Annotated in this window: 23 protein-coding genes and 1 pseudogene; 6 read left to right on the forward strand and 18 right to left on the reverse strand. The window is 70.6% G+C overall.

All coding sequences use genetic code 11. The features are described 5' to 3' along the window. Positions 1-31: 31 nt before the first annotated feature. The 12 genes from ABD743_RS22365 to ABD743_RS22420 all read right to left on the reverse strand — a co-directional run bounded on the left by ABD743_RS22365 (position 32) and on the right by ABD743_RS22420 (position 12,057). Complete coding sequence (locus ABD743_RS22365; protein WP_344724102.1) at positions 32-415, reverse strand: VOC family protein; 384 nt, start codon at positions 413-415, stop codon at positions 32-34. Positions 416-442: 27 nt separating this feature from the next. Continuing rightward, positions 443-1,075: a hypothetical protein gene (locus ABD743_RS22370; RefSeq protein ID WP_344724103.1), complete on the reverse strand. Its 633-nt coding sequence runs from the start codon at positions 1,073-1,075 to the stop codon at positions 443-445. Then, positions 1,072-1,593: a SigE family RNA polymerase sigma factor gene (locus ABD743_RS22375; protein WP_344724104.1), complete on the reverse strand. Its 522-nt coding sequence runs from the start codon at positions 1,591-1,593 to the stop codon at positions 1,072-1,074. The genes ABD743_RS22370 and ABD743_RS22375 overlap by 4 nt, the downstream gene beginning before the upstream one ends. A gap of 68 nt (positions 1,594-1,661) precedes the next feature. Continuing rightward, positions 1,662-2,606: a ribose-phosphate diphosphokinase gene (locus tag ABD743_RS22380; RefSeq protein WP_344724105.1), complete on the reverse strand. Its 945-nt coding sequence runs from the start codon at positions 2,604-2,606 to the stop codon at positions 1,662-1,664. Between the two features lie 48 nt (positions 2,607-2,654). Next, positions 2,655-3,206 carry an isopentenyl-diphosphate Delta-isomerase gene (gene idi, locus ABD743_RS22385; RefSeq protein WP_344724106.1) on the reverse strand — a complete coding sequence of 184 codons (552 nt, stop codon included), beginning with the start codon at positions 3,204-3,206 and terminating at the stop codon, positions 2,655-2,657. 88 nt (positions 3,207-3,294) lie between these two features. Further along, a complete protein-coding gene (locus ABD743_RS22390) occupies positions 3,295-4,947 on the reverse strand; it encodes a thiamine pyrophosphate-binding protein (RefSeq protein ID WP_344724107.1) in 1,653 nt (550 codons plus the stop codon). Between the two features lie 35 nt (positions 4,948-4,982). After that, positions 4,983-6,338, reverse strand: coding sequence for a dihydroorotase (locus ABD743_RS22395; RefSeq protein WP_344724108.1), 1,356 nt, complete (start codon positions 6,336-6,338; stop codon positions 4,983-4,985). 44 nt (positions 6,339-6,382) lie between these two features. Continuing rightward, a complete protein-coding gene (locus tag ABD743_RS22400) occupies positions 6,383-7,879 on the reverse strand; it encodes an aldehyde dehydrogenase family protein (protein WP_344724109.1) in 1,497 nt (498 codons plus the stop codon). 11 nt (positions 7,880-7,890) lie between these two features. Continuing rightward, positions 7,891-8,898, reverse strand: a complete 1,008-nt coding sequence (locus ABD743_RS22405) for an amidohydrolase family protein (protein WP_344724110.1) — start codon at positions 8,896-8,898, stop codon at positions 7,891-7,893. Next, positions 8,895-9,524 carry a cysteine hydrolase family protein gene (locus tag ABD743_RS22410; RefSeq protein ID WP_344724111.1) on the reverse strand — a complete coding sequence of 210 codons (630 nt, stop codon included), beginning with the start codon at positions 9,522-9,524 and terminating at the stop codon, positions 8,895-8,897. Before ABD743_RS22410 ends, ABD743_RS22405 begins: the two co-directional genes overlap by 4 nt. Beyond that, positions 9,521-10,762, reverse strand: a complete 1,242-nt coding sequence (locus tag ABD743_RS22415) for an alpha/beta hydrolase family protein (protein WP_344724455.1) — start codon at positions 10,760-10,762, stop codon at positions 9,521-9,523. The genes ABD743_RS22410 and ABD743_RS22415 overlap by 4 nt, the downstream gene beginning before the upstream one ends. Before the next feature lie 26 nt (positions 10,763-10,788). Further along, positions 10,789-12,057 (reverse strand): MFS transporter, encoded by a 1,269-nt coding sequence (locus ABD743_RS22420; RefSeq protein ID WP_344724112.1) that lies wholly within the window; start codon positions 12,055-12,057, stop codon positions 10,789-10,791. Between the two features lie 88 nt (positions 12,058-12,145). Here ABD743_RS22420 and ABD743_RS22425 point away from each other — a divergent pair, with 88 nt between their 5' ends. Together ABD743_RS22425 and ABD743_RS22430 are read left to right on the forward strand one after the other, a co-directional pair. Then, positions 12,146-13,165, forward strand: coding sequence for an asparaginase (locus ABD743_RS22425; RefSeq protein ID WP_344724113.1), 1,020 nt, complete (start codon positions 12,146-12,148; stop codon positions 13,163-13,165). A gap of 27 nt (positions 13,166-13,192) precedes the next feature. Further along, entirely contained in the window at positions 13,193-13,867 is a 675-nt protein-coding gene (locus tag ABD743_RS22430) for a GntR family transcriptional regulator (protein WP_344724114.1), read from the forward strand. A gap of 10 nt (positions 13,868-13,877) precedes the next feature. Here ABD743_RS22430 and ABD743_RS22435 read toward each other — a convergent pair whose 3' ends face one another. After that, positions 13,878-15,029 carry an acyl-CoA dehydrogenase family protein gene (locus tag ABD743_RS22435; RefSeq protein WP_344724115.1) on the reverse strand — a complete coding sequence of 384 codons (1,152 nt, stop codon included), beginning with the start codon at positions 15,027-15,029 and terminating at the stop codon, positions 13,878-13,880. An 89-nt stretch (positions 15,030-15,118) separates the two neighbouring features. Continuing rightward, complete coding sequence (locus ABD743_RS22440; protein WP_344724456.1) at positions 15,119-16,045, reverse strand: phosphoribulokinase; 927 nt, start codon at positions 16,043-16,045, stop codon at positions 15,119-15,121. 185 nt (positions 16,046-16,230) lie between these two features. Here ABD743_RS22440 and ABD743_RS22445 point away from each other — a divergent pair, with 185 nt between their 5' ends. Together ABD743_RS22445 and ABD743_RS22450 are read left to right on the forward strand one after the other, a co-directional pair. Next, positions 16,231-16,887: a response regulator gene (locus tag ABD743_RS22445; RefSeq protein ID WP_241039248.1), complete on the forward strand. Its 657-nt coding sequence runs from the start codon at positions 16,231-16,233 to the stop codon at positions 16,885-16,887. Beyond that, positions 16,884-18,113 (forward strand): GAF domain-containing sensor histidine kinase, encoded by a 1,230-nt coding sequence (locus tag ABD743_RS22450; RefSeq protein WP_344724116.1) that lies wholly within the window; start codon positions 16,884-16,886, stop codon positions 18,111-18,113. Before ABD743_RS22445 ends, ABD743_RS22450 begins: the two co-directional genes overlap by 4 nt. A gap of 3 nt (positions 18,114-18,116) precedes the next feature. Here the strand turns inward: ABD743_RS22450 and ABD743_RS22455 are convergent, their stop codons facing one another. After that, on the reverse strand, positions 18,117-19,004 hold the full coding sequence (locus ABD743_RS22455; RefSeq protein WP_344724117.1) for a LysR substrate-binding domain-containing protein: 888 nt from the start codon (positions 19,002-19,004) through the stop codon (positions 18,117-18,119). Between the two features lie 293 nt (positions 19,005-19,297). Here ABD743_RS22455 and ABD743_RS22460 point away from each other — a divergent pair. Then, positions 19,298-19,636: pseudogene (locus ABD743_RS22460) on the forward strand (NADH-quinone oxidoreductase subunit C); the annotation flags it as partial. A gap of 46 nt (positions 19,637-19,682) precedes the next feature. On the opposite strand, the gene ABD743_RS22465 reads toward ABD743_RS22460, so the two are convergent. From ABD743_RS22465 to ABD743_RS44540, 3 genes are all read right to left on the reverse strand, one after another. Beyond that, a complete protein-coding gene (locus ABD743_RS22465; RefSeq protein ID WP_344724118.1) occupies positions 19,683-21,392 on the reverse strand; it encodes an MFS transporter in 1,710 nt (569 codons plus the stop codon). Positions 21,393-21,438: 46 nt separating this feature from the next. Continuing rightward, positions 21,439-21,924: a hypothetical protein gene (locus ABD743_RS22470; protein ID WP_344724120.1), complete on the reverse strand. Its 486-nt coding sequence runs from the start codon at positions 21,922-21,924 to the stop codon at positions 21,439-21,441. A gap of 357 nt (positions 21,925-22,281) precedes the next feature. Then, positions 22,282-22,701, reverse strand: coding sequence for an anti-sigma factor family protein (locus tag ABD743_RS44540; protein WP_379659265.1), 420 nt, complete (start codon positions 22,699-22,701; stop codon positions 22,282-22,284). A 334-nt stretch (positions 22,702-23,035) separates the two neighbouring features. On the opposite strand from ABD743_RS44540, the gene ABD743_RS22475 reads away from it, so the two are divergent. Continuing rightward, positions 23,036-23,629 (forward strand): sigma-70 family RNA polymerase sigma factor, encoded by a 594-nt coding sequence (locus tag ABD743_RS22475; protein ID WP_344724121.1) that lies wholly within the window; start codon positions 23,036-23,038, stop codon positions 23,627-23,629. Positions 23,630-23,634 lie beyond the last annotated feature (5 nt).

Consider the following 23,634-nt stretch of genomic DNA (forward strand, 5'->3'; position numbering starts at 1 on the left):
CGCTCGCCCGACCGCGTGCTACCCCCGGCGCTCAGCCGGAGCGCGGGGGTAGCACGCAGAACTCGTTGCCCTCGGGATCGGCGAGCACCACCCATGGGTGCTCGGCCTCGTCCGCGACCCGCATCGCACCGAGCCGCACCAGCCGCTCCACCTCGTCCTCCTGCGACCCGGTTGCCGGCGCGATGTCCAGGTGCAGGCGGTTCTTCCCGGCCTTGCCCTCGGGAACGGGCTGGAAGACCAGCATCGGCCTGTCCGGCGTGCCGATCTCCACGTACTGCACCTCATGGGCGTCCCGCCACCGGCCGAGCACCTCGACGCCGAGCGCCGCGCACCAGAACGCGGCACACCGCTCGGCGTCGAGACAGTCGACCGCCACGGCGACCAGTTTGCTGTGCACGGCCGGATCTTCGCCCATCGTCGCGGCATCCGCAGGCCGCGGCGGTCAGCCGGGGAGGTAGTTCAGCCGGACGGTGTCGGTGCGCTCGCCCCACCGCAGGTCGAGCGTCCAGCAACCGGGGGTGGGCAGGTCGATCCCCGACGGCCCTGGTCCTCCCGGCACCTCGCGGACCACAGGCGGGGCGTCAGGGCTTCGGCGCGCGGTGATCAGCAGCGGGCCGGGGGATGCCGGCTCCCGGGCCACCCAGAGGATCTTGTTGTTCCGCCCCGGCTCGGGCGGAGAGGTGAGTGGGCCGAACAGGATCGCCGCGATGTGCCCGCCGTCGCCGAGCACGTAGGGCATCGTCGGCTCGGGCGCGGAGAAGCCGGTCCTGGCCCATTCGGGCAGCACAGCAGGAGCGATTTCGGCCGCACATGCCGGCGGCGCGGCCGGCGAGGTGGGACGTGCCCCGATCCCGAGCGGCACGAGCACGACCACCACCGCGACCGCCGCAACGGTGCAGGCCACCTGCGCCACGACCCGTCGGCGGGCGCGGCGACGGCCCGCGCGGACGATCTCCTCCACGGGGGCGTCCCGCACGTCGAGCCCCGATGCGGTGCGCCGCAGCAGCACGCTGATGTCGTCCGTGCCGATGTCGTCCGTGCCGATGTCGTCTGGGCTGATGTCGTCTGGCGTCATCCCGGCTCCGTCTCCGCGGTCGGCAGCAGGTCCGCGAGCGTGGTGTCCGCGGCCAGCAGGGCGATGGCCCGGGCGGTCCGGCTCTTCACGGTGCCGGCCGGCACACCGAGGACGGCCGCGGTGCGGCGTTCGCTCAGATCGGCGAAGAAGCGCAGCACGACGACCTGCCGGTGCTCGTGCCGGAGCTTCGCCAGCGCCGCGCCGACGGCCGTACGCAGCAGGACCTCGGGCTCGGGACCGGCCTGCCCTGCCGGTTCGGGCGGCTCGGCGTGCGGCACCTCACCCCACCACCGCCTGCGCCTGCCCCTGGAGATCCCGTTGACCAGCACCCGGTAGGCATAGGCCTCCGGGTCGTCGGCAGCACGCACCCGCGACCATGCCGCGTAACAGCGGCTCAGTGTGTCCTGCGCGGCGTCCTCGGCGTCCGGACGGCTGCAGCCCAGCAGCACGGCCGCCCGGACCAGCGGCCCGTACCGCGCGGTGACGAAAGCCCGGAATCCCGCGTCGTCGCGTCCCAACCGGGCCTCCTCGTGCTGGTTTCCCTACCTGGAGGAGTACCTGGCCGTCATATCCGGTTCCGCGCCCGTCAGATCTGCTCGAACAGAACGCTCACCGACTCGCCGTTGTGGATCCGCCGCACCGCCTCGGCGAGCGCGGGTGCGATCGAGAGCACGGTGAGCTTGGAGGCGCGATCCGCGTCGTGCACCGGCACCGTGTTCGTGCAGACGATCTCCGTGACGTCCTCGCGCTCCCCGATCCGGGCCAGCGCGCCGTCGGTGAAGAGGCCGTGGGTGCAGGCGACCCGTACGGACGCCACGTCGTGCTCGGCGAGCCGGTCGAGCAGCTCCAGGATGGTGGTGCCGCGGGCGATCTCGTCGTCGAGCACCACGACGTCGCGCCCCCTGACGTCGCCGATGATCTCGCTGATCACCACCTTGTCGTCCGCCAGCCGCTCCTTGGCGGCCGCCGCGACCGGCACCCCGAGCAGCCGCGCGAACCGCGCGGCCTCCTTGGCGTAGCCCAGGTCCGGAGAGACGACGACGGAGTTCCCGAGGTCGCCACGCCGGAAGTGCTTCGCCAACTCGTGCCGGGCGTGCAGGTGGTCGACGGGAACGCCGAAGAACCCGTGCACCTGAGGCGAGTGCAGGGTCATGGTCAGCACCCGGTCGGCGCCTGCGGTCTGCATGAGGTCGGCCATCAGCCGGGCGGCGATCGAGATCCGCGGCGCGTTCTTCTTGTCCGAACGCGCGTAGGCGAAGTGCGGCATCACCACGGTGATCCGCGCGGCCGACGCACCGCGAGCGGCGTCGAGCATCAGAAGCAGCTCGACCAGGTGCTCCTGCACGGGCGGCGCCAGCGGCTGCACGATGTAGACGTCACGCTCACGGCAGTTGGCGAGCAGCTGTACCTCGAGGCAGTCGTTCGCGAATCTCGTGACGCGCGTCGGGGCCAGAGGTATGTCGAGGTGATGACAGATCGCCGCGGCCAACTCCCTGTGCGCCGACCCGCTGAACATGGTGATCTCGTGCATTCGCTGCTCCCCCAGCTGGTTGTGAGGCGAGCCTTTCACGCGAACCGGTCAAGCGGGGCGTGGCATCCATGTGTCGCGGCACGCATCGAGCAACGGCGCCTGCAAGCGGGCCCACGGTGAGATGTCGCTGTCAACGGCGCGGGCGTCGGCGACGAACGAGTCCCAGCTGTACCACTCCCACGAGTCCACCTCGTCGGGGCGCGGTCGGGGCTCCCCCACCAGCCTGCACACGTACACGGGGCAGAGCTCGTTCTCCTCCACACCGCCCGCCGATGCGCGATAGGCGAAGTCGGGCAGGACCAGCTGCAGGTCCACCGCGGTCATCCCGAGCTCGTCGGCCAGCCGTCGCCGCACGGCGGCCTCGCCCGCCTCATCGGGAGCGGGATGGCCACAGCACGTGTTGGTGCGTACGCCGGGGAACGTGCGCTTGTCCCGGGCCCGCCACGTGACGAGCAGCCGCCCGGCCTCGTCGAAGCCGTAGCAGGAGAAGGCGAGATGCAGAGGTGTCTGCGCGCCGTGCACGGTGGCCTTGTCGGCCACCCCGATCGGACGGCCGCCATCATCGAGGAGAACCACCTGCTCAGCCGGTGGAGTGGTCACGACATTCACCTCCACCAGTCTGCTGGACGAGCGTCCCGCGCGCTTGCAGTATCACCCGACTGTCCTCACCCGACATGCGCGGACCATGTCACACGCTCCGGGGCCACCACCGTACGAGCGGAGCGGCGGCCATCTCGGCCGAGACGTGGACGTCGACGACGGCGCAGCCACCACCGCGAACCACCTCGACCGCCTCCTCCAGCGCCGGGAGTACGTCCGCGGTCGAGTTGGCCTCGGCACCGAATACGCCGAACGCCGCAGCGACGTGCGAGAAGTGCTGCTCGCCGTAGTTCACGCCGACGCTGCGCCCCCCGAAGTCGGCCTCTTGCCGCATACGGATGTGGGCGAGGGTGCTGTTGTTGATCACGACGACGAGAAGCGGGGTGCCGAGCCGGACCGCGGTCTCCAGCTCGCCCATGGTCATCACGAACCCGCCGTCGCCGACCAGGGCACAGACGAACGCGTCGGGGTGGGCGATCTTCGCCCCGATCGCGCCCGGAACCCCGAACCCCATCGTGCCCGCCATCGGATAGTGGAAGAGCCCCGCGTGCTCGACCGGGAAGTACTGCTCCGCCCAGTGCATGTAGTTGCCCGAGTCGAGCACCAGGCGCGTGTCCGCGTCGAGGAGCTCGCGCAGTTGCTCCACCACGTACCGGCTCTGCGGTGTCGTGTCGTCCCGCCGGTAACAGGCCAGCTCCTGCACGTAACCGGCCTGCTCCTTCTGCAGCATCGTCAACCAGCCCGACGGGTCGGCGGGCGGTGCCGCCTGGACGGCCGCCCGGAGCCCCGGCAGGACGTCGCCCAGGTCGGCCTGCACCCCGAGATGCACCGGGTAGACGCGGCCGATGACGGCGGGGTCGAGGTCGACGTGCACGAGCTTCGCGTCCGCGGCGAAGCTCATCGCGTACTGCTCGGTCATCTGCTCGGAGAACCGGCATCCCAGCACCAGCACGACATCGGCGTCCTGGATGCCCCGCCGTGCCGCCGGAGAGCCGCCGATACCGGCCATCCCGATGCAGTGCGGGTCGCGGTCGGGCACCGGTTTGCGAAGCCACGACTGCACCACCGGAGCGGAGAAGCCGCGGGCGACAGCGAGCAGGTCGTCCGCGTTCTGCGGGGGTACGCCGCCTCCGGCGATGATGAGCGGTCGCTGCGCCGAGCGCATGAGCTCGACGATCCCGTCGAGGGAGCCCTGCGGCGCGATCGGACTGACCGGCCGCGTGGGGCGCACGTACGGACCGGCCCCCCGCTGCATGAAGTCGTACGGAATCGCGACGTGGACCGGCCCAGGGCGGCCGGTGAGCGTGCGCCGGTAGGCCTCGTTGAGGATCTCGATGGTGTGGCCCGGGTCGTCGACCTGCACGGACCACTTCGTGATGGGCTCGAAGAGAGCGGAGAGATCGATCTCCCCGAAGGCCTCGCAACCCTCATGGGCGTTGCTGCCCTGGGCGGTGACCACCAGCATCGGCAGCGACTCCACGTGCGCCCCCATGACGCCGATGGTCAGGATGGTCGTGCCCGGCGCGCTGGCGCCGACGACCACGGCGGGCCGGCCGGTCTGGAAGGCGTACGAGTACGCCATCATCGACGCGCTCTGTTCGTGGCGCGTCAGGATGAACGGCACATCCGTCGCGGTCGACACCGAGTCGATGATCTCCAGGATCCCGTTGCGCGGGATTCCGGCCACGAAGGGCGTCTCCACATCGGCGCACCACCGCGCGACGGCGTCACAGACCTTCACGTTTCCTTCTTCCGCTTCGACGGGAGCTCACGCGGTCAGCCGGCCGCAGCACTCCGGCCCGGCACGAAGCGGCCTCCGCGGGCACCTACCGGCTTGCCCTCCTCCGCGACCAGCGCGCCACGCAGGTACGTCCGCACGGTCTGGCCGCGCACCCGCCGCCCGTCGAACGGTGTCCACCCGGCCTTGGAGAGCACGTCCTGGTTGCGCAACACGTGCTCGCCCGAGGGGTTGACCAGCACGAGATCGGCGTCGGCTCCCGGCGCGACCCGGCCCTTGCGCGGCCAGAGTCCGTAGGTGCGCGCCGGCACCTCCGCGTAGACCCTGGCTACGTCCTCATAGGACAGATGGCCACGGGCGGCCGCATCGAGCAACAGCGCCATGGTGCTGTCCAACCCGGGCAGTCCGAAATGGACGTTCCAGATGTCGCCCTCGCGCTTCTGCTCCAACGTGGACGGTGCGTGGTCGGTCGACATGTGGGTCAGGGTGCCGCCGCGCAGCAACTGCCACATCAGCTTCTCGTCGTCGTCGGTACGAGCCCTGGCCGGCGGGGTGAACTTGCGCAGCGCTCCCTGCTCGAGCACCTCGTCCTCGCGCAGGAGGAAGTACTGCGGGCAGGTCTCGGCCGCCAGGCGTGCCCCGCGCGCCCGTTCCTGGGCGACGTACTCTGCCACCTCCGGATGGCTGACGTGCGCGATGGTGGCCCGGGCGCCGGTACGCCGGACGAGGAGTGCCGCGACCGCGGCCGCCACCACCTCGGCGTCCCGGTTGCGCCACTCGGGCACCAGCCCGCCGTCGTAGCGACCGGCCTCCCGCAGGATCTTCTCCGCGGCTCCTGTCAGGGACTCGTCCTCGCAATGCATCAGACTGACCGAGTCGACGAGCGCGGTCTGCGTGAGGTGCTCCTTCAGCGCGGCGGCGTCGTGCCCCGGCACGCCGTGGGTGGTGCACGTGAACACCTTGAAGAAGGCGACGCCCGCGGCCGCCAGCTCCGGGACGACCGACGAGCGGCCCGGCCAGGCGTGCGCGGCGAGCCCGTAGTCGACGTTCGACCGGTCGCGCAGGTACTCCCGCTTGGCGTTCAGGTCGTCCACACTCACGACCGGCTGGCCGTGGCTGTGCTCGATGATCGTGGTGACCCCGGACGCGGCCGCCGCGCTGGTGCCCGTGGGGAAGTCCTCCCGCTCCGTGCTCCCCGGGTCCATCAGGTGCACGTGCGTGTCGACCCCGCCGGGAAGCACCAGTAGCCCCCCGGCGTCCACGGTCTCACGGGCCGAGGGCTGCTCCGGTCCGACATAGCTGATCCGGCCGTCCTGCACGGCGACGTTCAGCCTCTTGCGTCCCTGTGCGGTCACCACGGTGCCGCCCGCGATGACGAGGTCCATGTCGGGCATCTCGTGCTCCTCCCCTTCTGCCGTATCGAGCTCTACCGGGCCGGCTACGAGTAGCGCAGATCGGCGCTGCTGCCGAACCAGTCGGAGGAACCCGCCCCGGCGTTGACGATCAGGCTCTGCGTGCGGGTGTAGCCGCGGTAGGAGTCCCATCCGTTCTCCGAGCCGATGCCGCTGTCCTTCGAGCCGCCCCAGGGGGACGCGGGGTCGATCCGGTGGTGGTCGTTGATCCACACGATGCCGATGTCGAGCTGGTCGGCGACCCGGATGGCGCGTCCGACGTCCCTGGTCCAGACCGAGGCTGCGAGCCCGAACTCGCAGTCGTTCGCCTGCTCGACCGCGTCGGCCTCGTCCCGGAACGGACGGACCAGCGTGACCGGCCCGAAGACCTCGTCGTACCACAGGTCGTGTGCCGGGGTGATGCCCGCGACGATCGTCGGTTCGTAGAAGAAGCCGTCGGCGTACCGCGGGTCCTCGGGCACGCGGCCTCCGCACAGCACGGTGGCGCCCTGCTCGCGAGCGCGGTCGACCGCCGCCGCGACCCTGTCCCGCTGCGGCCCCGAGACCAGCGGGCCGATCTGGGTCTCTGTGTCGAGGGGGTCGCCCAGCCGCAGCGCCCGGGTGCGGTCGACGAGCCGGTCGACCACCGCGTCGTACATGTTCTCCGCCACCAGTACGCGGGCTCCCTGCACGCAGGTCTGGCCCGTCGCGATGAAAGCTGCGAAGAGCGCGCCGGCCACGGCGTCGTCGACGTCCACGTCGTCGAAGACGATGACCGGCGCCTTCCCACCGAGCTCCGCGGTCACCGGGATCAGGGACCGTCCGGCGTTGCCCGCCACCACGCGGCCGGTCTCGGTGCCGCCGGTGATGTCGAGCTTGTCGAGCCCCGGGTGCTCGGAGAGGAACCGGCCGGTCGTGGCGCCGAACCCGGTGACGGAGTTGACCACGCCGGGCGGCACACCCGCCTCCTCCAGCAGAGCCACGAGCGCCGAGGGCACAGCGGGGCCGAGCTCGCTCGGCTTCACCACGATGGAGTTGCCTGCGGCGAGGGCGGCCGACAGCTTCTTCATCGTGATCAGCAGCGGGTGGTTCCAGGGGGTGATCAACCCGGCCACACCCAGCGGGACCCGCCGCACCACGTTCAGATAGCCGGTGCCGAACTCCGGCGCCGTGCCCTCCGCGGACTGCGCCACCGCACCGAAGTACTCCAACCACTCCGGCAGACGACGCAGCTGGGCGCGCATCTCCCGCAGCGGTCGTCCGATCTGCAGCGTCTCCATCCGGGCGTACTCGTCGATGCGGTCGGCCAGCAGTGCGGCCGCACGGTTGAGGATGCGGGCCCGGTCGCGGGGGCGCATGCCGCTCCAGCGCCGGTCCTCGAACGCGGACCTGGCCGCGCCGACAGCGGCGTCGACGTCAGCGGCACCGGCGTTCGCGACCTCGCCGAGGTGCTCGCCCGTCGCGGGGTTGTTCAGCGGGAACGTCGCGCCGTCCGCCGCCGGGACCTGCTTCCCGTCGATGTGCAGCATGATGCGCGCGGGCATGCTTGAGTCCGTCACAGCTCGTCATCTCCTTGATGCCTGCCGAAGAGTCGTTCGGCGTTGCCGTGCGCGATCGCCTCGAGCTCGCGGGCGGACAGCTGCAGCTCGCCCAGTTGCTCGTCGAGCCCGCCGGCGCCCATGTCGAACGGCATGTCGGTGCCCAGCACCACCCGGTCCGAGCCGACCTGGTCGACGAGGAAGCGGACCGCGGCGCTGCCGTGGGTCAGGGTGTCGTAGTGGAACCGCCGCAGGTACTCACTGGGCGGATGCGCGCAACCCCGCGCCTCGGGACGCACGCGGTGCCCGTGATCGAGCCTGCCCATCTGGTAGGGCAGGTGTCCGCCACCGTGCACCAGGACGAGGTCGAGTCCGGGCAGGGCGTCCAGCGTTCCCGAGAAGATCAGGCGGGACGCGCAGACCGCGGTCTGCCACGGGTTGCCCTGCAGGTTGGTCAGGTAGAAGTCGCTCAGCGGACCGGGCGTCGAACCGACGTAGTAGGGGTGGACCATCAGCGGCACGGACAGCTCGGCCGCCGCGGCGAGCACCGGCCGCAGCGTCTCGTCGTCGAGCGGCACACCCTCGGCGTGCGGGCCCACCTCGGCTCCGCGGAACCCGAGCTCGATCACGCACCGACGCAGCTCGTCGACCGCCGCACGCGGATCCTGCAGCGGCAGCGTCGCCATGGCGGTGAACCGGTTCGGTGCCGCCGCCACCATGCCCGCGATCGCGTCGTTCACGATCCGGGCGGCCGCAGCTGCACCGGCCGGCTCGATCCAGTACAGGAACAGCGGCGGTGCGACGGACAGGACGGCACTGTCGATGCCGCAGGCGTCCATGGCCTTGAGCCGCATCTGCACGTCGTGGAACTCGGCGAGCAGCGGGTAGCGGTAGCCCTGCCGGTGCACCACCCAGGGCGATCCCTCGTGCTCCGCGATCGTGATGCCGTCCGGGGCGCCGCCGTCGTACATCGCGTCGACCAGGGTCTGCGGGATGACGTGGGCGTGCGTGTCGACGACCTTCACCGGGACTCTCCCAGAGCCTCCAGCACGTCCTGGGCAGGCGCGACCCAGCCGAAGGCCTGCCGGATCACGGCCAGCGCGGCGTCGTGCAGCTGCCGGTCCATGGTGTCCACGCAGTCCTCCACCACCACCGGCGCGTAGTCGCGGGTGTTGGCCGCGACGGCGGTGGCCAGCACACAGCTGTTGGTGTTCACACCGGTGAGCAGCACCGTGTCGAGGGATCGGGAGCGCAGGACGTGGTCCAGGTCGGTCGCCACGAAGCAGTCGTAGCGCTTCTTGCTGTCGACCACGAGGTCGTAGTCGGCCTCGTAGACCTCCGGCATCAGCTCCAGCCCGGGGCTCCCCGGCAACTGGTGGCGCATCGCGTTGGACCGGCTGGCGCCGGTGTCCGCGACGGCCGCCCACCACGGGTTGGAGGCGATCTCCGCGGCGGACCGGTAGGAGGTGACGACGTGCACCACCGGCACGCCCTGGTTGCGCACCTCGCGCAGGAACTCGGCGTTGGCCTTCGTGACACGCGCGGCGGCGTCGGCGGGCAGAGGCATCGTCGCCACCTCGGGATCGAGATGGCCACGGTGCAGGTCGATGGTCACGACGGCGGCTCGGCGACCGGACAGTGGGAGGGTCATACGGAAGCGGCCTCCTTGGGGTGGGAACGGCGTTCGATCTGCCCCGTGGGCAGCACGTAGTCCACGACGTCCTCGGCGGGCTTGCCGTCGACGCGGTCGCGGAGCCAGTCGGCGGCGTAGGTGACCCAGTTCGGCCCGAGCGCCACCGACGGGGTCGGCAGCGAGAGCGCGTGCCTGCCCTGCTGGTAGACGAGCATCGGAGCGGGAGTGGGACAGCGCCTGGCCAGGTCGTAGCTGTGTTCCATGGGCGAGAGCTCGTCCTCGTCGCCCGCGATCACCAGCCACGGCGCCGACATCCCGCCGATCAGCGGGCGCAGGTCGATCTGCTGCGCCATCTTGTCGAAGGCGGCTTCGTCACGCTCCAGGCCCGACATCCACATGTACCGGGCCTTGAACGACGGGGAGGCCATCTCGAAGATCATGTGACAGCCCGGCTCGTGGCAGACCAGCCCGACCGCCGACCCCCGCAGTGCCGGCTGGGTCGCGGCGATCTGGCTCATCCAGTACGAGCCGAAGGAGAGGCCGAAACCGACCATGCGATCGGCGTCCACCTCCGGGCGCTGCCGGCACCACTGGACGATCTTCTCCCCCGCCTCGACCCATGCCGTGGGCGTGAACTTCACCCCGCGTACCGGGGCCTCGCCCTGCCCCGGCCCGTCGAACGCGAGCACCGCGAACCCGCGCTCGAGGAACTTGTCGCCGTAGAGGTTGACGTTCAGCTCCTTCGGCGCGTCCATCCCGCCGCAGGAGATGACGGTCGGCAGCGGGTCGCCGGTGTCACCGCTGGGCAGGTGGAACCACGCCGGGATGAAGCTGTCCCCGAAGGGGATCTCCACCCGCTCGACGTGGTGGTCGGCGAGCTCGGCGTACGCCTGGTAGCAGGCGTTCTTGCGGTCGTCGAGCGCGACGAGATCGGGACCGTCGTGCCAGATCGGCCATTCCGCCGTGACGTAGAGCAGCGCGGCGTGGAAGTAGTGCTCACGAGCGGTCACGGCGTTCGTGGCGGCCCGGGCCATCCGCTCGCGACGCTCGGCGAGCTCGGTGAAGACCGGCACCATGTCGGCGAACTTGTTGATCCGCGACTCCGCCACCCGGAAGTCCGGCGTGGCGTCGACGCCCATGGGCCGCAGCGTGTAGGCCACCCGCGGCTGGTCCCACTCGAGGCCGTCGGTGCGCAGTACGGAGTCGGTGATCCAGCGTTGCTCGCGCCACCGGCGCGGGCCGATCTCGTGATCCATCGTCACAGTCCCCTCCACGGGCGGTTTCAGGACGCGGTCCGGGTCCGCGCGTTCGCGAACCTGCCGACATCGACGAAGAGCAGGGCGACCACCCCGACCAGCGGCAGCACCGTGAGCTGCCAGATCGCGGCCCCGCCCCAGCCCGTGCCGGCGACCAGCGCCGAGAACAGGTACCCGGCGAACGCCGCCGGGACGTAGAACGCGCTGACGTAGACGCCGGAGGCACGCCCGATCAGATGTGGCCGGACAGCGCGCTGCATCGCCGAGTAGATGTTGACGAACAGGAAGCCGCTGGCGATCGCCCCCTCGGCGAACGACAGCACGTACTGGGCGGCGGCTCCGGTGGGCCCGTTGAACAGCAGGTAACCCACCACCGCGCCGATCAGCAACGCCACGGTCATGAGGACGCGCTGGTTGACGCGGTCGCCCAGCCAGCCTGCCGGGATGCCCAGCAGCGCGCCGAGCCCGAACATGCTCGCGGCCAGCGCGGCCTGCCCGCTGCTCCAGTGCAGCTGGGTGACCAGGAACGTGGGGTAGAGCCCGATGTAGCCGTACATGGACATCCCCACCACCACGGCGGTCACGCCGAGCAGCACGGTGTTGCGGTTGTACAGCCGCTGCGGCACGTGCGAGACGTCCAGCGGCCGGTCCACGTCACCGGCCACCTCCTGCCGCTCGGTGAAGGCCCTGCGGATCACCACCGCGATGAGCACGCAGAACGCCAGGCCGATCAGGCCGTAGACGAGGAACGGCATCTGCCAGTGGCCGGTGCCGGCCAATTTGGCGCCGGCCAGCGGGCCGACGAATCCGCCGAGCCCGTAGGCGAAGTTCAGGCTGCCGAGCGCCAGGGAGCGCCTGGCGAAGAAGTAGGCCCCGACCGCCGAGAACAGCGCTGCGTTCTGCAGCGCCTCGCCCACCCCGGACAGCGCCCGGTAGGCCAGCATGTCCCAGAAGCCGGCGGCAACCATGGTGAGCAGCGTGAACACCGAGTAGATGAAGACGCCGAGGATGATCACCGACTTGCGCGACAGCCGGTCCAGCAGGTAGCCGGCGGGCACGCCGGACAGGCCGATCCCGAGCGTGAAGATCGTCGATAGCAACCCGCCCTGTGCGAGCGTGAACCCGTAGTCGTGGCTGATCGGCGTCAGCAGGACCGGGAAGACCTGTCGATCCATCGCATTGACGACGTAGGAGCCTGCCAGCACGACGAGGCCGACGAGGGCGACCGTTCTGGACAACCGCGCGGCGTCGGACGGAGGACGAACTGCCGGTTCTTGCACGTCGGGACGGGCCACGACACCACCACTTCTTCCCTATCAACGCGAGGCAACAATGCATCCTATAAAGTGCAGGGTACAGAGCGTCAACTAGGTGGGAGATGGGATGACGAAGCCGTGTCTGGCAGTGGGCTCACTGGGAGGCACGATCACGATGACCCGAGACGATGGGGACGGGCGCGGCGTCACGCCGTCCCTCACCGTCGCGGACCTGCTGGCGGCGGTCCCGGGCCTGGCGAACTCGACCGAGCTGCTGACCCGCACCCTCGCCACCGCGCCAGGTGCCTCGCTCGGCTTCGCCGACGTGCTCGCCGCGATGGACTGGGCTCGCCAAGCCGTCGACGACGGTGCCGCCGCAGCGGTTCTCGTCCAGGGCACCGACACCCTGGAGGAGACCTCCTACCTGCTCGACCTGCACTGGGACCGGGAGCAGCCGCTCGTGCTCACCGGTGCGATGCGCCCACCCCGGCAGCCCGGGGCCGACGGCCCGGCGAACATCCTCGCCGCCTCGGCGGTGGCGACCGCGCCGTCATCGCGGGGCCTCGGGGTCCTGGTCACGATCAATGACGAGGTGCACGCCGCGAGGCGCATCCGCAAGTCCGACGCCACCGCGCTCGACGCCTTCACCTCGGCGCCGTTCGGACCGCTCGCCCGCATCCACGAGGGGGCGGTCGTGTACGCGAACCGGCCCCGGCGGTGGGCTGCCCTACCCCGGCCCACCGCCGCACACGTGCCGCGGGTGGCGCTGCTGGAGGCGAGCCTCGGCGACGACGGCGCCCTGCTCGAGACCGTGTGCGACGCCGGATACGACGGCGTCGTGCTCTCCGCCTTCGGCGCCGGTCACGTGTCCGCGACGATGGCTGCCGCCGTCTCCAAGGCGGTCGAGCACGTACCGGTGCTGCTCACCAGCCGCACCGGGAGCGGCTCGGTGCTCTCCCGCACGTACGGGTTCACGGGCTCGGAGCAGGACCTGCTCGCCCGCGGGGTCGTGTCGGCAGGCTGGCTGGACGCACACAAGGCGCGCATCCTGCTCTGGTCGCTGATCGCCACCGGTTCCCCACTGCGCCGCATCCGCGAGGTGGTGGCCGCCAGAGGCGGGCATCCCAGCGGTCCGGATCAGAACTAGACTCCACGATGGACAGGTGGAGGAAGCGTGACTCTCAGTAACCTGAGGCCGGTCGGACGGTCCAGGACAGCGCATGAGTACGTACTGGGCACACTGCGTTCGGCGATCCTGGGCGGCACTCTCGCCGGGGGCACCCGTCTCGTGCAGGCCGAGCTGGCCAGCCAGCTCGGCGTGAGCACCACACCCGTCCGCGAAGCGCTGCGGGACATGGCCAGCGAGGGACTCGTGGTCTTCGACCCGCACCGTGGCGCGATCGTGCGGCCCCTCGACATGGAGGAGGTCCGCGAGATCTACGAGCTGCGGATCACCCTCGAACCGCTGATGGTGCGCCGGGTCGCCGAGGTGATCACCGACGAGCAGCTCGACCGGGCCGACGGGCTCGCCGCGCGCATGCGCATCGAGACGAACCTGTCGACCTGGGTGGAGCTGAACCGCGAGTTCCACTCCGTGTTCAGCGAGATCGGTGAGGGCAGCAGGCTGGCCGGGATTCTCGCCAGCCTGCGCGACAGCGCCTCCGCCTACGTCAGCCTGTCGCTCGAGGCCCGGCCGGAGCAGGTGCCCCAGGCCAACCACGAACACGACGAGCTGATCAAGCTCTACCGCGAGCGGGACACCGACGGCGCCGTGGAGCTCACCCTGCAGCACCTGCGGTCCACGCTCGCCGCCATCGAGGAGGCGCACGAACGGGGCGGCATCGGCTGACGGGACCCGCTCAGAGCCCGCCGCGCGACACCAGCTGGCGCACGATCACGTTCCGCTGAATCTCGTTGGTGCCCTCACCCACGATCATCAGCGGGGCGTCGCGGAAGTAGCGCTCCACGTCGAACTCGGTGGAGTAGCCGTAGCCGCCGTGCACCCGGATGGCGTCGATGGCCACCTGCATCGCCGTCTCCGAGCAGAAGAGCTTGGCCATCCCGGCCTCGAGGTCGGCCCGCTCGGCGGAGTCGTAGCGCTGTGCGGCGTGCAGGAGGAGCTGACGGGCCGCGGTGATCTTGGTGCCCATGTCGGCGAGGAGGTTCCCCACCGACTGGTGCTGCCAGATGGGCTTGCCGAAGCTCTCCCGCTCCTGGGCGTAGCGCAGGGCGTCGTCGAACGCCGCGCGTGCGACGCCGGTGGCCCGGGCGGCCACCTGGATCCGGCCGATCTCCAGCCCGCGCATCATCTGCGCGAAGCCACGGCCCTCCACCCCGCCGAGCAGCGCGTCCGCCGGCACCCGGCAGTCGTCGAAGGACAGCTCGCAGCTCTCGACGCCCTTGTACCCGAGCTTGGGCAGATCCGCGGAGACGATGAACCCCGGGACCTTCTCCACGAGCAGCACACTGATCCCGCTGTGGGCGGGCTGCGCCTGCGGGTCGGTCTTGCACAGCAGCGCGACCACACCCGCGCGGCGGGCATTCGTGATCCAGGTCTTGCCGCCGTTGATCACGTAGGAGTCGCCGTCGCGGCGCGCGACCGTGCGCATCGCCTGCAGGTCCGACCCTCCGCCCGGCTCGGTGAGCGCCATCGTGGCCCGCAGCTCGCCCGTCGCCATCCGCGGCAGGTAGCGCTGTTTCTGCTCCTCCGTGCCGTGGTCGAGCAGCAGCTTCGAAACGACGGTGTGCCCGCCCATCGCGCCGGCCAGGCTCATCCAGCCGCGCGACAGCTCCTCGGTGACCATCGCGTAGCACGGCGTCGACACGCGCACGTCCCCGTAGGGCTCGGGGATCGCCAGCCCGAAGATCCCCAGCTGCTTCATCTGGTCGATCAGCTTCTCGGGATAGGTGTTGCTGTGCTCCAGCTCGCGCGCCACCGGCCGGACGTCGCGGTCCACGAAGTCGCGGACCGTGTCGACGATCGCCGACTCCTCGGCGTCGAGTACGTGCATGCTCTCTGCGTCCTTTCGCTGGCCGGCCTTCCCACCGACCAGACAACCACGATCGCGCAGCGCACGTCGGACGCCGCCGGAGCCGCTCGCTACGCGGCATCCAGCATGTGGAAGAGCAGCAGGAGCTGGGTGACCGCCAGCGGCCCGCTGCGCTTGCCCCAGCTGAGCATGCCCAGCCTGTCCGGAACATCGCCAGGCTGGTCGAGCAGCGCCCAGATCGCCTTCTCGAGGGTGCGGCTCTCCTCCTCGGCGACGTCACCGTGCACGTGGAGCGTGTCGACCGGCCTGCCGTCGGTGTCGCGGCACAGCTTCAGGCGCATCGAGGGGTGGTCGGCCAGCACGCTGCTCAGGTCGGGGTGGCGGATGGTCGGCCGGAGCACGAGCTCTGCCGAGAGCGAGGTGGCCGGCAGGTCGTCCCGTGACGGGATCGGCGCGAACCGGACGACGATGTCGGCCTGGCTGCGCTGCGGCTGGATGTAGGCCTCCGACTCGGCGATCCGGCGGTTCATCTCGGCGAGCACCTCGGGCCGCGTGTAGCCCCTGGCTCGGACGTCGCGGGTCAGCTTCCAGCGGCGGCGGATCCGCTCCGGCGGGTCGAGGTACACGGTGACGTCGAAGCACGCCCTCGAGAGCTTGCTGTACAGCGGGAACAGGCCCTCGACGATGATGTACCGGTTCGGCTCCACCCGCTCCGACCGGCAGAACTCCCCGGTGCGGTGGTCGTACACGGGCTTGAGGATCGGCTGTCCGCTGGCCAGGAGCTGCAGGTGCTGCTCCATGATGTCGAGGTGGTTGCAGTCGGGGTGCAGCGCCGTGAAGGGCAGGTCGCGCCGCTCGGCCCGGTCGTAGCGGTGGTAGTCGTCCACGCAGATCGACACGCAGTTGTCCGGGCCCAGAGCCTGCACCAGGCCGCGGGTGATGGTCGTCTTGCCCGACGCGCTGTCCCCCGCGATCGCGATCATCACCGGGCGCGACACCGCACCGGCCCGCACGATCCGGAGTGCCTTGTCCACCATCGCATCCACCTGCCCCTCCGCCGCGCCACCACCCTGGAATGGCGGCGCCGATGCCGCAGTAGGAAGACGTTAGGCGGATCACGGCTGCTCCGGGTCCCCCGCGCTGGGGGTACGGCGGGGGATGCCGTCGCGATGACGCCTCTGAAGAGGTGTTCGCCCGGATGCCGGGGCCCTATCGTCATGTGATGCCCGGCCCCTTGCGAATCGTCCTGGTCGACGACCACGAGATGGTGCGCCATGGGCTCAAGGCGATGCTGGCGCCGTTCCGCACCCGTGTCCAGGTCGTCGGCGAGGCGGAGGGCGCGGATGACGCCGTCCCGCTGGTCACGGGGCTGGACCCGGACATCGTGCTCTCCGACGTCCGGCTGAACGGGGCGAGCGGCCTCGACCTGTGCCGGCGGCTGCGCGAGGAGCGGGCCGAGCGGCGGGTGGTGCTGCTGTCGGTGTACGACGACGAGCAGTACCTGTTCCAGGCCATGCGCGCCGGAGCTGCGGGGTACCTGATCAAGCGGATCACCGGGGAGGACCTGGTACGCCACCTCGAACTGGTGCACGCAGGCGAGACCGTGATCGACCCGGGGATGGCCGGGCGCGCGGTCGCCTCCGCGGCGCGCCTGCACAGCGGTGAGTTCTGGCCAGGCGCCCGCCACGGCCTCACCCACCGCGAGAGCGAGGTGCTCTCCCTGATCGTCAGCGGCCTGTCCAACCGGGCCATCGCCACCCGCCTGACGGTCGGGGACGAGACCGTGAAGAGCCACCTGCGCTCGATCTACCGCAAGCTCGCGGTGAACGACCGGGCCGGGGCCGTGGCCGCGGCCTTGCGCGAGGGCATCTTCCAATGACGGGCACACGGCGTCCCACCCTGGGCGATCTCGCCGACCTGGAGGCGGAGAACGCACTGCTGCTCGCCATCGTGGAGGCCACGTCGTCGGGACCGGACGTCGAGCCCCTCGCCGCCGCGGTCGCGCGGTTGATCGTCGAGGCCACCGCCACCGACGTCTGCTTCGTGCACGTGCTCGACGACGCCGGGCGCTCGCTCACCCTCGCCGGTGCCACCCCACCGTTCAACGGGCAGGTGGGCCGCGTGCGGCTGCCGATCGGCACGGGGGTCGCCGGGTGGGTCGCGGAGCACGGCGAGCCCGCCGTGATCGTCGACGACAAGCACGCCGACCCCCGCTACGTGCCGATCGCGGCGTTGCGCGGCGTCGACTACACCTCCATGGCCTCGGTGCCGATGACCAGCGATCTCGCCGGCCTGGTCGGTGTGCTCAACGTGCACACGGTGGTCCGTCGCGAGTTCACCGCCCGGGACATCCGGTTGCTCACCTCGATCGGCAGGCTCGTCGCGGGAGCCCTGCACTCCGCGCGGCTGCATCGCAGGCTCGTCGCCCGGGAGCGTGCCAACGAGCGGTTCACCGAGCAGGTGATCGCCGCCCAGGAGACCGAACGGCGACGACTCGCGGGCGACATCCACGACGGCATCTCCCAGCGCCTGGTGAGCCTCGGCTACCACCTCGACGCCGCGGCGGGCACGCTGCGCAGCGATCCGGCGTACGCGGAGCAGCAGTTGATCCTGGCCCGCGAGCTCGCCGACATCACCGTGGACGAGGCACGGATCGCCATCGGTGGCCTCCGGCCCCCGGTGCTGGACGACCTGGGGCTCGCCGGGGGCCTGACCAGCCTCTCCCGCACGGTGCCCGACCTCGACTGCGAGCTGATCCTCGGCGACGAGCGCCTGCCCGAACACGTCGAGATCGCGCTGTACCGGATCGCGCAGGAGGCCCTGCAGAACGTGCAGAAGCACGCCAGGGCCACCCGTGTCGAGCTGCGGTTCGCGGTGCGCGAGGGCACGGTCCGGCTCGAGGTCAGCGACGACGGGTGCGGGTTCGACACCGGGGTGGGCGGGTTCTCGGGTCGCGACCTGCAGCCGGAGGCCTCCGGCTACGGGATGCGCAGCATGACCGAGCGGGCCGAACTGGTGGGCGGCACGCTCACGGTGCGCTCGCGGCCCGGATCGGGCACCACCGTGACGGTGACGGTCCCGGCCACCCCGGCCGTCCCCATCTGACGCTCAGCGTCCGGGCGGCGGAGCGCTCCACCCCAGCTCGGGCCGTGCCAGCAGGTGGGTCACGAACAGGTCGGTGCCCGCCGTGGCGTGCGGGTGGCTCACCACGTGCCACGGGCGGTTCAACGGAGTGCCCGGCATCGGCAGCTCCACCAGGCCCCCGGCCTCGAGCTGGCGGGCCACGGCCTGGCGGGACGCGAGCGTGACACCCAGGCCTGCCTCGGCCGCGGCGATCACCGCGCCCGGCGAACCGAGCACGAGCCGCGGAGGGTCGGCACCCGCCGCCGCGAGCAGTGCCTCGCACGTCTCGCGGGTGCCGGAGCCCGGCTCACGCATCAGCCAGGTCGTGTGGGCAGGCGAGAAGCCGGCGGCGAGCGACGGCGGGCCCACCGCCAGCAGCGTGTTGGGGCTGACGGCCCGGATCCCGGCCGCGAGTTCGTCGGGGGGACGTCCGGCGAGCACGAGATCGACGTCGTGATGGGCGAGCAACGGCCACACCCGGGCCCGGTGGGCGACCTCCAGCCGCAGCGTGACCTGCGGGTGCCTGCCCCGGAACGAGGCGAGCATGGCCGGAAGCACGTGCTCCCCCGCCGTGGTGACGGCGGCCAGCCGCAGCAGCCCCCGCTCCGGATCGGCCTCGCCGCGCGCCGCCGCCATCGCCTCGTCGTGCAACCCCAGGATCCGACGGGCGTAGCTCGCGTACCGCTCGCCCGCCGGGGTGAGCAGCACGCCCCGGCCGTTGCGGCGCACGAGCGGCACTCCCACATCCGCGGCGAGTGCGCTGACCGCGGCCGAGACGGAGGACTCCGTGACCACCAGGCGTTGTGCGGCTGCCCGAACCGAGCCGGTGTCGGCCAGCTCGACCAGGGCCCGCAACCTGGCGTTCGTGGTCACTCCCGCATGGTCCCCGCGGAACGGCCACTGCGGTACCCCCGGGTAGCGGCGCCTGACGTCGCGGAACCTTGAGCAGATGGTTGACGGTCTGCTGACGACTCTTGATGGACGGCGGCAGGTCCGGGCCCCATGGTGGAGCAGCGCCGGGGCAGCCCTCCCCGGGCGAGGGGATGGTGAGGGTGCCTGTGACGGGAGACGGTCGCCGCCCGGCCGCTCGGCTGCGGGACGGTGCGGGCGCCGGCGCGAACACCGCCGCCGACGACCTCGCCGTGCTGGTCGGCGCCGCACTGGCGATGGGCGAACCGGAGATCGGGCAGCGGCTCGTCACGGTCATCGTCGAGCCCGGCGCGTGGTGCCACGCCCTGGGATGGGCCCGCGACGATCTGGGCTGCTCGTCCTTCGACTACCTCTGCGGTGTCGAGCAGCAGGACTCCGCCGCGATCCTCGTGACCGCCCATCTGCACAGTCCGGGAGGACGCCGCCACGTGCTCGTGCGCACGCTGGTGCCCGCCGACCGGCGCCGGCTGCCCAGCGCGACCGGCCTGTTCCAGGTCGCGCTGCGGCACGAGCGCGAGACGCACGAATCGGTCGGCGTGCTCTTCACCCAGCAGCCGGACCTGCGCCCGCTGCCCGTCCCGGACGGCGACGAGGACCCGTGCGCCCGTTCGGTGACCGAGGTCAGACCCGTGCGCTCGTTGCGGCCGGCAGGGGCTGGTCGGGCTCCTGGTAGCGGTACTTCCCGCCCCGTAGTGCCGACGCGACCGCGGCCACCAGGCACGCCGCCGCAGCGAACCCGAGGGCCAGCGTGAGGCCTGCCGCGAACGGCCCGGAGATCAACTCCGGGAAGAACGCGCGTCCGGTGAGGAACTGAGCGTCCGCAGGCGGCAGCGCCCCGAGCACCTGCGGCCCGAGCAGGTTCTGGATCGGGTTGTCACCGAGCAGTGCGGCGAAGAGCGTGCCGACGGGCGGTAGACCGGCCACGCGGTTCGCGACGTCGGCGGGCACACCGTGCGCGATGAGACCGGTGGAGAGCGCGCCCGGCAGCGTCCCGGCCAGGCCGATGATGAGCAGCGAGAAGAACACCCCGATCGACAACACCGTCGCCGCGTTCTGGAAGGTCGAGGTCATACCGGCGCCGACCCCGCGCTGCGCGGCCGGCAGGCTGTTCATGATCGCGGCCCGGTTCGGTGAGCTGAACATCCCCATCGCCAGCCCGTTCAGCACGAGGAGCAGCGCGAAGACCCGGTAGTCGAAGTCGACGGGCACGAGGTCGAGCGCGAGGAAGCTGAGGGCGGCGAGCACCATCCCGCCGGTCGAGAAGGCGCGCGCCCCGAACCGGTCCGACAGAATTCCGGACACCGGACCGGCCACGAGGAAGCCCACGGTCAGCGGCACCATGTAGATGCCGGCCCACAACGGCGTCTGCTCGAAGTCGTAGCCGTGCTCGGGTAACCAGATCCCCTGCAGCCAGATGATCAGGATGAACTGAAGGCCGCCACGGCCGAGCGCAGCGAGCAGGTTGGCCACGTTGCCGGCGGTGAAGGCGCGTGACCGGAACAGCGACATGCGGAACATGGGGTCCGGCACGCGCCTCTCGATCACCACGAAGCCGGTCAGCACCACGATGCCGCCGATGATCAGGCCGAGCACCGACGGGCTCGTCCAGCCCATGACATGTGTGCCGTAGGGCTGGATGCCGTAGGTGATGCCGGTGAGGAGCGCGACGAGCCCGACAGCGAACGTGACGTTGCCCCACCAGTCCAGCTTCGCGGGGACGCGGACACCCGTCTCGCGCAGCTTGTAGTAGGCCCAGACCGTGCCGAAGACGCCGACCGGCACCGACACCAAGAAGATCCAGTGCCAGTTCAGCGGCGCTAGCACCCCACCGATGACGAGCCCGAGGAACGACCCGGCGATGGCCGCCACCTGGTTGACCCCCAGCGCGAGTCCGCGCTGGTCGGCGGGGAAGGCGTCGGTCAGGATCGCGGTGGAGTTGGCCAGCAGCAGCGCGCCACCGACGCCCTGCAGCACGCGCATGCCGATCAGCCAGATGGCGGCGGCGTCGCCATGGGTCCAGGTGACCGCGAGCAGCACGGAGAACACCGTGAAGACCGCGAAGCCGAGGTTGTACATGCGAGTGCGCCCGAACATGTCACCGAGCCGGCCGAAGCTGACCACCAGTACAGCGGTGACCACCAGGTAGCCCATGATCAGCCAGAGAAGGTAGCTGATGTTGGCCGGTGCGAGCGGGTCGATGCCGATCCCGCGGAAGATGTCCGGCAACGCGATGAGCAGGATCGACATGTTGATCGTCACGATCAGCACACCGAGCGTGGTGTTCGAGAGGGCCACCCACTTGTAGTGGCCCGCCGTGGAGTTCGTTAGCATTACGAACAATATACGCCGGAGACGTGAACGGCCGCCCGTGGCGCGGTCAGTGAACGCGGAGGATGCGCGTCGTGACGACAGCCGTCGCAGTGAGCACCGCAACCCCGGCGAGCTCCAGGACCAGCGTGGTCGGCACCAACGGCGTCGTGAGCTCGTCGACGAACCCGAAGAGACCCACGGTCAGGGCGAGCGTGAGCGCCCCGAGGGTGCCGGCGATGAACAGGCCGCCCAGCGCGGCGGTCAACGGGACATGCCGCGGTCGGACAGCGACCATCGCGGCCGCCAGAAACAGCGCCCCGGCAGCATTGGCCAGGAACGACACACCGATCCGCGGAATCGACCCATATCCGACGAACCAGAGCAGGAGATGACTGCCGCCAACCGCAAGGAGCAGCGCGGCGCTCAGTCCGCGGCCGATGAGCAGGACGAGCCGATCCATCGGGTTGGCGGTGCCGCACCACGGTCGCGCCAGCTCCTCCGGCTCCCGCGGTTCCGGTTCGCCGGTCGACGACAGCCAGGACACGGCGGTCATCCGACTGCAGCGCGGCGCGCTGGACAGGCGAGGGCGCGCCGCAAGGTCCCTCCTGCCAAGATGGAGAGGACACCAAGTTGGGCGCGATGCATCTGAACCCTCCTGATCGCCGGGGCGCCCGGCGGCGCCTTGCATCCCACATGTGATCACGAAGTTCCGAGTCGGAAGGTTCATCGGAACCTAATGTGCTTCGGATCCCATCGGCAAAGGACAGAAGCCGTGGTCAGTGCCGGGGAGACACCGGGCCGATCAGAGTCGCCTGCGATGATGCAACTCACAGCCCGAAGGCGGGATCGTTGCGCCCGATGCCTTTCGGTGGCGTCGAACATGCGGCAAAGAACCTCTGACAGCAGGCGATCAGCCCCGCGACCACCGCCACCACCAGAGCCGCCGACGTTCTCCGCATCCGCCCACGTCACCGGGCTTCCTGCCAGGGACCGGCCGCGACGACGACCCGCGGCGCCCGGTCACGTCCCGACGGGGCGCCTGGTTGCACCATTCAGTGGGATCGACGCAGCGCAGCAGGCTCAACAAGGGCATCAGCTCCGCAATCTCCCGGCGACAGTCCGCGCAATCGGGGAGATGACGGTCGAACGCGGCACGCTCCGACTTCACGAGACTGCCTACCAGGTAGGCGCCCAGCGAGAGGCAGACGTCGTCATCCTCTCCGCTCACCACGTCACCGCTCCGCGGAAGACCTCTGACCGCACCACGTGCCCCCTGACGGTTCCCGGTGTCGTCCGGTTCACCGTGATCCCCGCATGTGGCCCAGGCCATCGCCGCAGATCGTGATCCCCCCGGCCTGTCAAAGCGCGCTGCCGAGGCGCGGGGCTCGCAATCCCGTCCGACTCCTCGGGGGATCCTTCGGAAATCTCGGGTGAATCATCGCTGCACTCAGGAAGAAAAAGTACATGAATGGACGTAGATCTACACGCAACAGACAAACAGGACTACTTCGGCAGAACAATGATCGAGATTTACCCAGAACTCTCCCGAGCTATACGTCGCACACACCCGAAGATGGCTCCGATTTACATACCGCGAGCTAACGAACTCCGTCGCTCCGGACTTTCTTCGGGGCGGGTGTCGATATTGTGGATAGACTGTGCACGTGCCGGCCAAGAAAGACGCCACCCGGAGCGATAATCGTCTTCAGAACAGAGATCCGAGAGCCGCGGCGGCGCTCATGCGGCACATCCACGATCAGCACGGCCGGGCGCTCTGGTCGTTCGCCATGCGGCTCACCAGGGGTAATACCGGTAAAGCCGAGGATGTCGTCCAGGAGACGATGTTGCGTGCCTGGCGCCATCTCGACGCGCTCGAGGAGAGCCGCGGCTCTCAGCGCACCTGGCTGTTCACGGTCGCGCGGCGGATCTCCATCGACGAGTGGCGGTCACGTGGGCAGTTCGTCGAGTTCACCGTGGACGTCGTCCCCGAGGTGATCGCGGAGGACACGATCGACCGGGCCGTCCAGAGCTGGACGGTCGCCGCGGCGCTGAACCGCCTGTCACCGGAGCACCGCACGGCGTTGCACGCGTGCTACTTCCACGGCCACACGGTGCGGGAAGCCGCGCGGGAGTTCGGGGTGCCCGAGGGCACCGTCAAGTCACGGCTCTACTACGGCCTGCGTGCGATGCGCGCCGAACTGGAGGCCGCGGGCGAACTGGCGAGCACCTCGAGCGCGCGCTCGACGAGTCGCACGTGACCCGG

The sequence above is a fragment of the Pseudonocardia yunnanensis genome (assembly GCF_039534065.1).
Taxonomy (GTDB): Bacteria; Actinomycetota; Actinomycetes; order Mycobacteriales; family Pseudonocardiaceae; genus Pseudonocardia; species Pseudonocardia yunnanensis.

Coding starts and splice junctions, on each gene's coding strand:
- ABD743_RS22365 (WP_344724102.1), bottom strand. CDS start 415: ATGGGCGAAGATCCGGCCGTGCACAGCAAACTGGTCGCCGTGGCGGTC.
- ABD743_RS22370 (WP_344724103.1), bottom strand. CDS start 1,075: ATGACGCCAGACGACATCAGCCCAGACGACATCGGCACGGACGACATC.
- ABD743_RS22380 (WP_344724105.1), bottom strand. CDS start 2,606: ATGCACGAGATCACCATGTTCAGCGGGTCGGCGCACAGGGAGTTGGCC.
- ABD743_RS22395 (WP_344724108.1), bottom strand. CDS start 6,338: ATGCCCGACATGGACCTCGTCATCGCGGGCGGCACCGTGGTGACCGCA.
- ABD743_RS22400 (WP_344724109.1), bottom strand. CDS start 7,879: ATGCCCGCGCGCATCATGCTGCACATCGACGGGAAGCAGGTCCCGGCG.
- ABD743_RS22410 (WP_344724111.1), bottom strand. CDS start 9,524: ATGACCCTCCCACTGTCCGGTCGCCGAGCCGCCGTCGTGACCATCGAC.
- ABD743_RS22415 (WP_344724455.1), bottom strand. CDS start 10,762: ATGGATCACGAGATCGGCCCGCGCCGGTGGCGCGAGCAACGCTGGATC.
- ABD743_RS22425 (WP_344724113.1), top strand. CDS start 12,146: ATGACGAAGCCGTGTCTGGCAGTGGGCTCACTGGGAGGCACGATCACG.
- ABD743_RS22435 (WP_344724115.1), bottom strand. CDS start 15,029: ATGCACGTACTCGACGCCGAGGAGTCGGCGATCGTCGACACGGTCCGC.
- ABD743_RS22440 (WP_344724456.1), bottom strand. CDS start 16,045: ATGGTGGACAAGGCACTCCGGATCGTGCGGGCCGGTGCGGTGTCGCGC.
- ABD743_RS22445 (WP_241039248.1), top strand. CDS start 16,231: ATGCCCGGCCCCTTGCGAATCGTCCTGGTCGACGACCACGAGATGGTG.
- ABD743_RS22450 (WP_344724116.1), top strand. CDS start 16,884: ATGACGGGCACACGGCGTCCCACCCTGGGCGATCTCGCCGACCTGGAG.
- ABD743_RS22465 (WP_344724118.1), bottom strand. CDS start 21,392: ATGCTAACGAACTCCACGGCGGGCCACTACAAGTGGGTGGCCCTCTCG.
- ABD743_RS22470 (WP_344724120.1), bottom strand. CDS start 21,924: ATGACCGCCGTGTCCTGGCTGTCGTCGACCGGCGAACCGGAACCGCGG.
- ABD743_RS44540 (WP_379659265.1), bottom strand. CDS start 22,701: ATGGCCTGGGCCACATGCGGGGATCACGGTGAACCGGACGACACCGGG.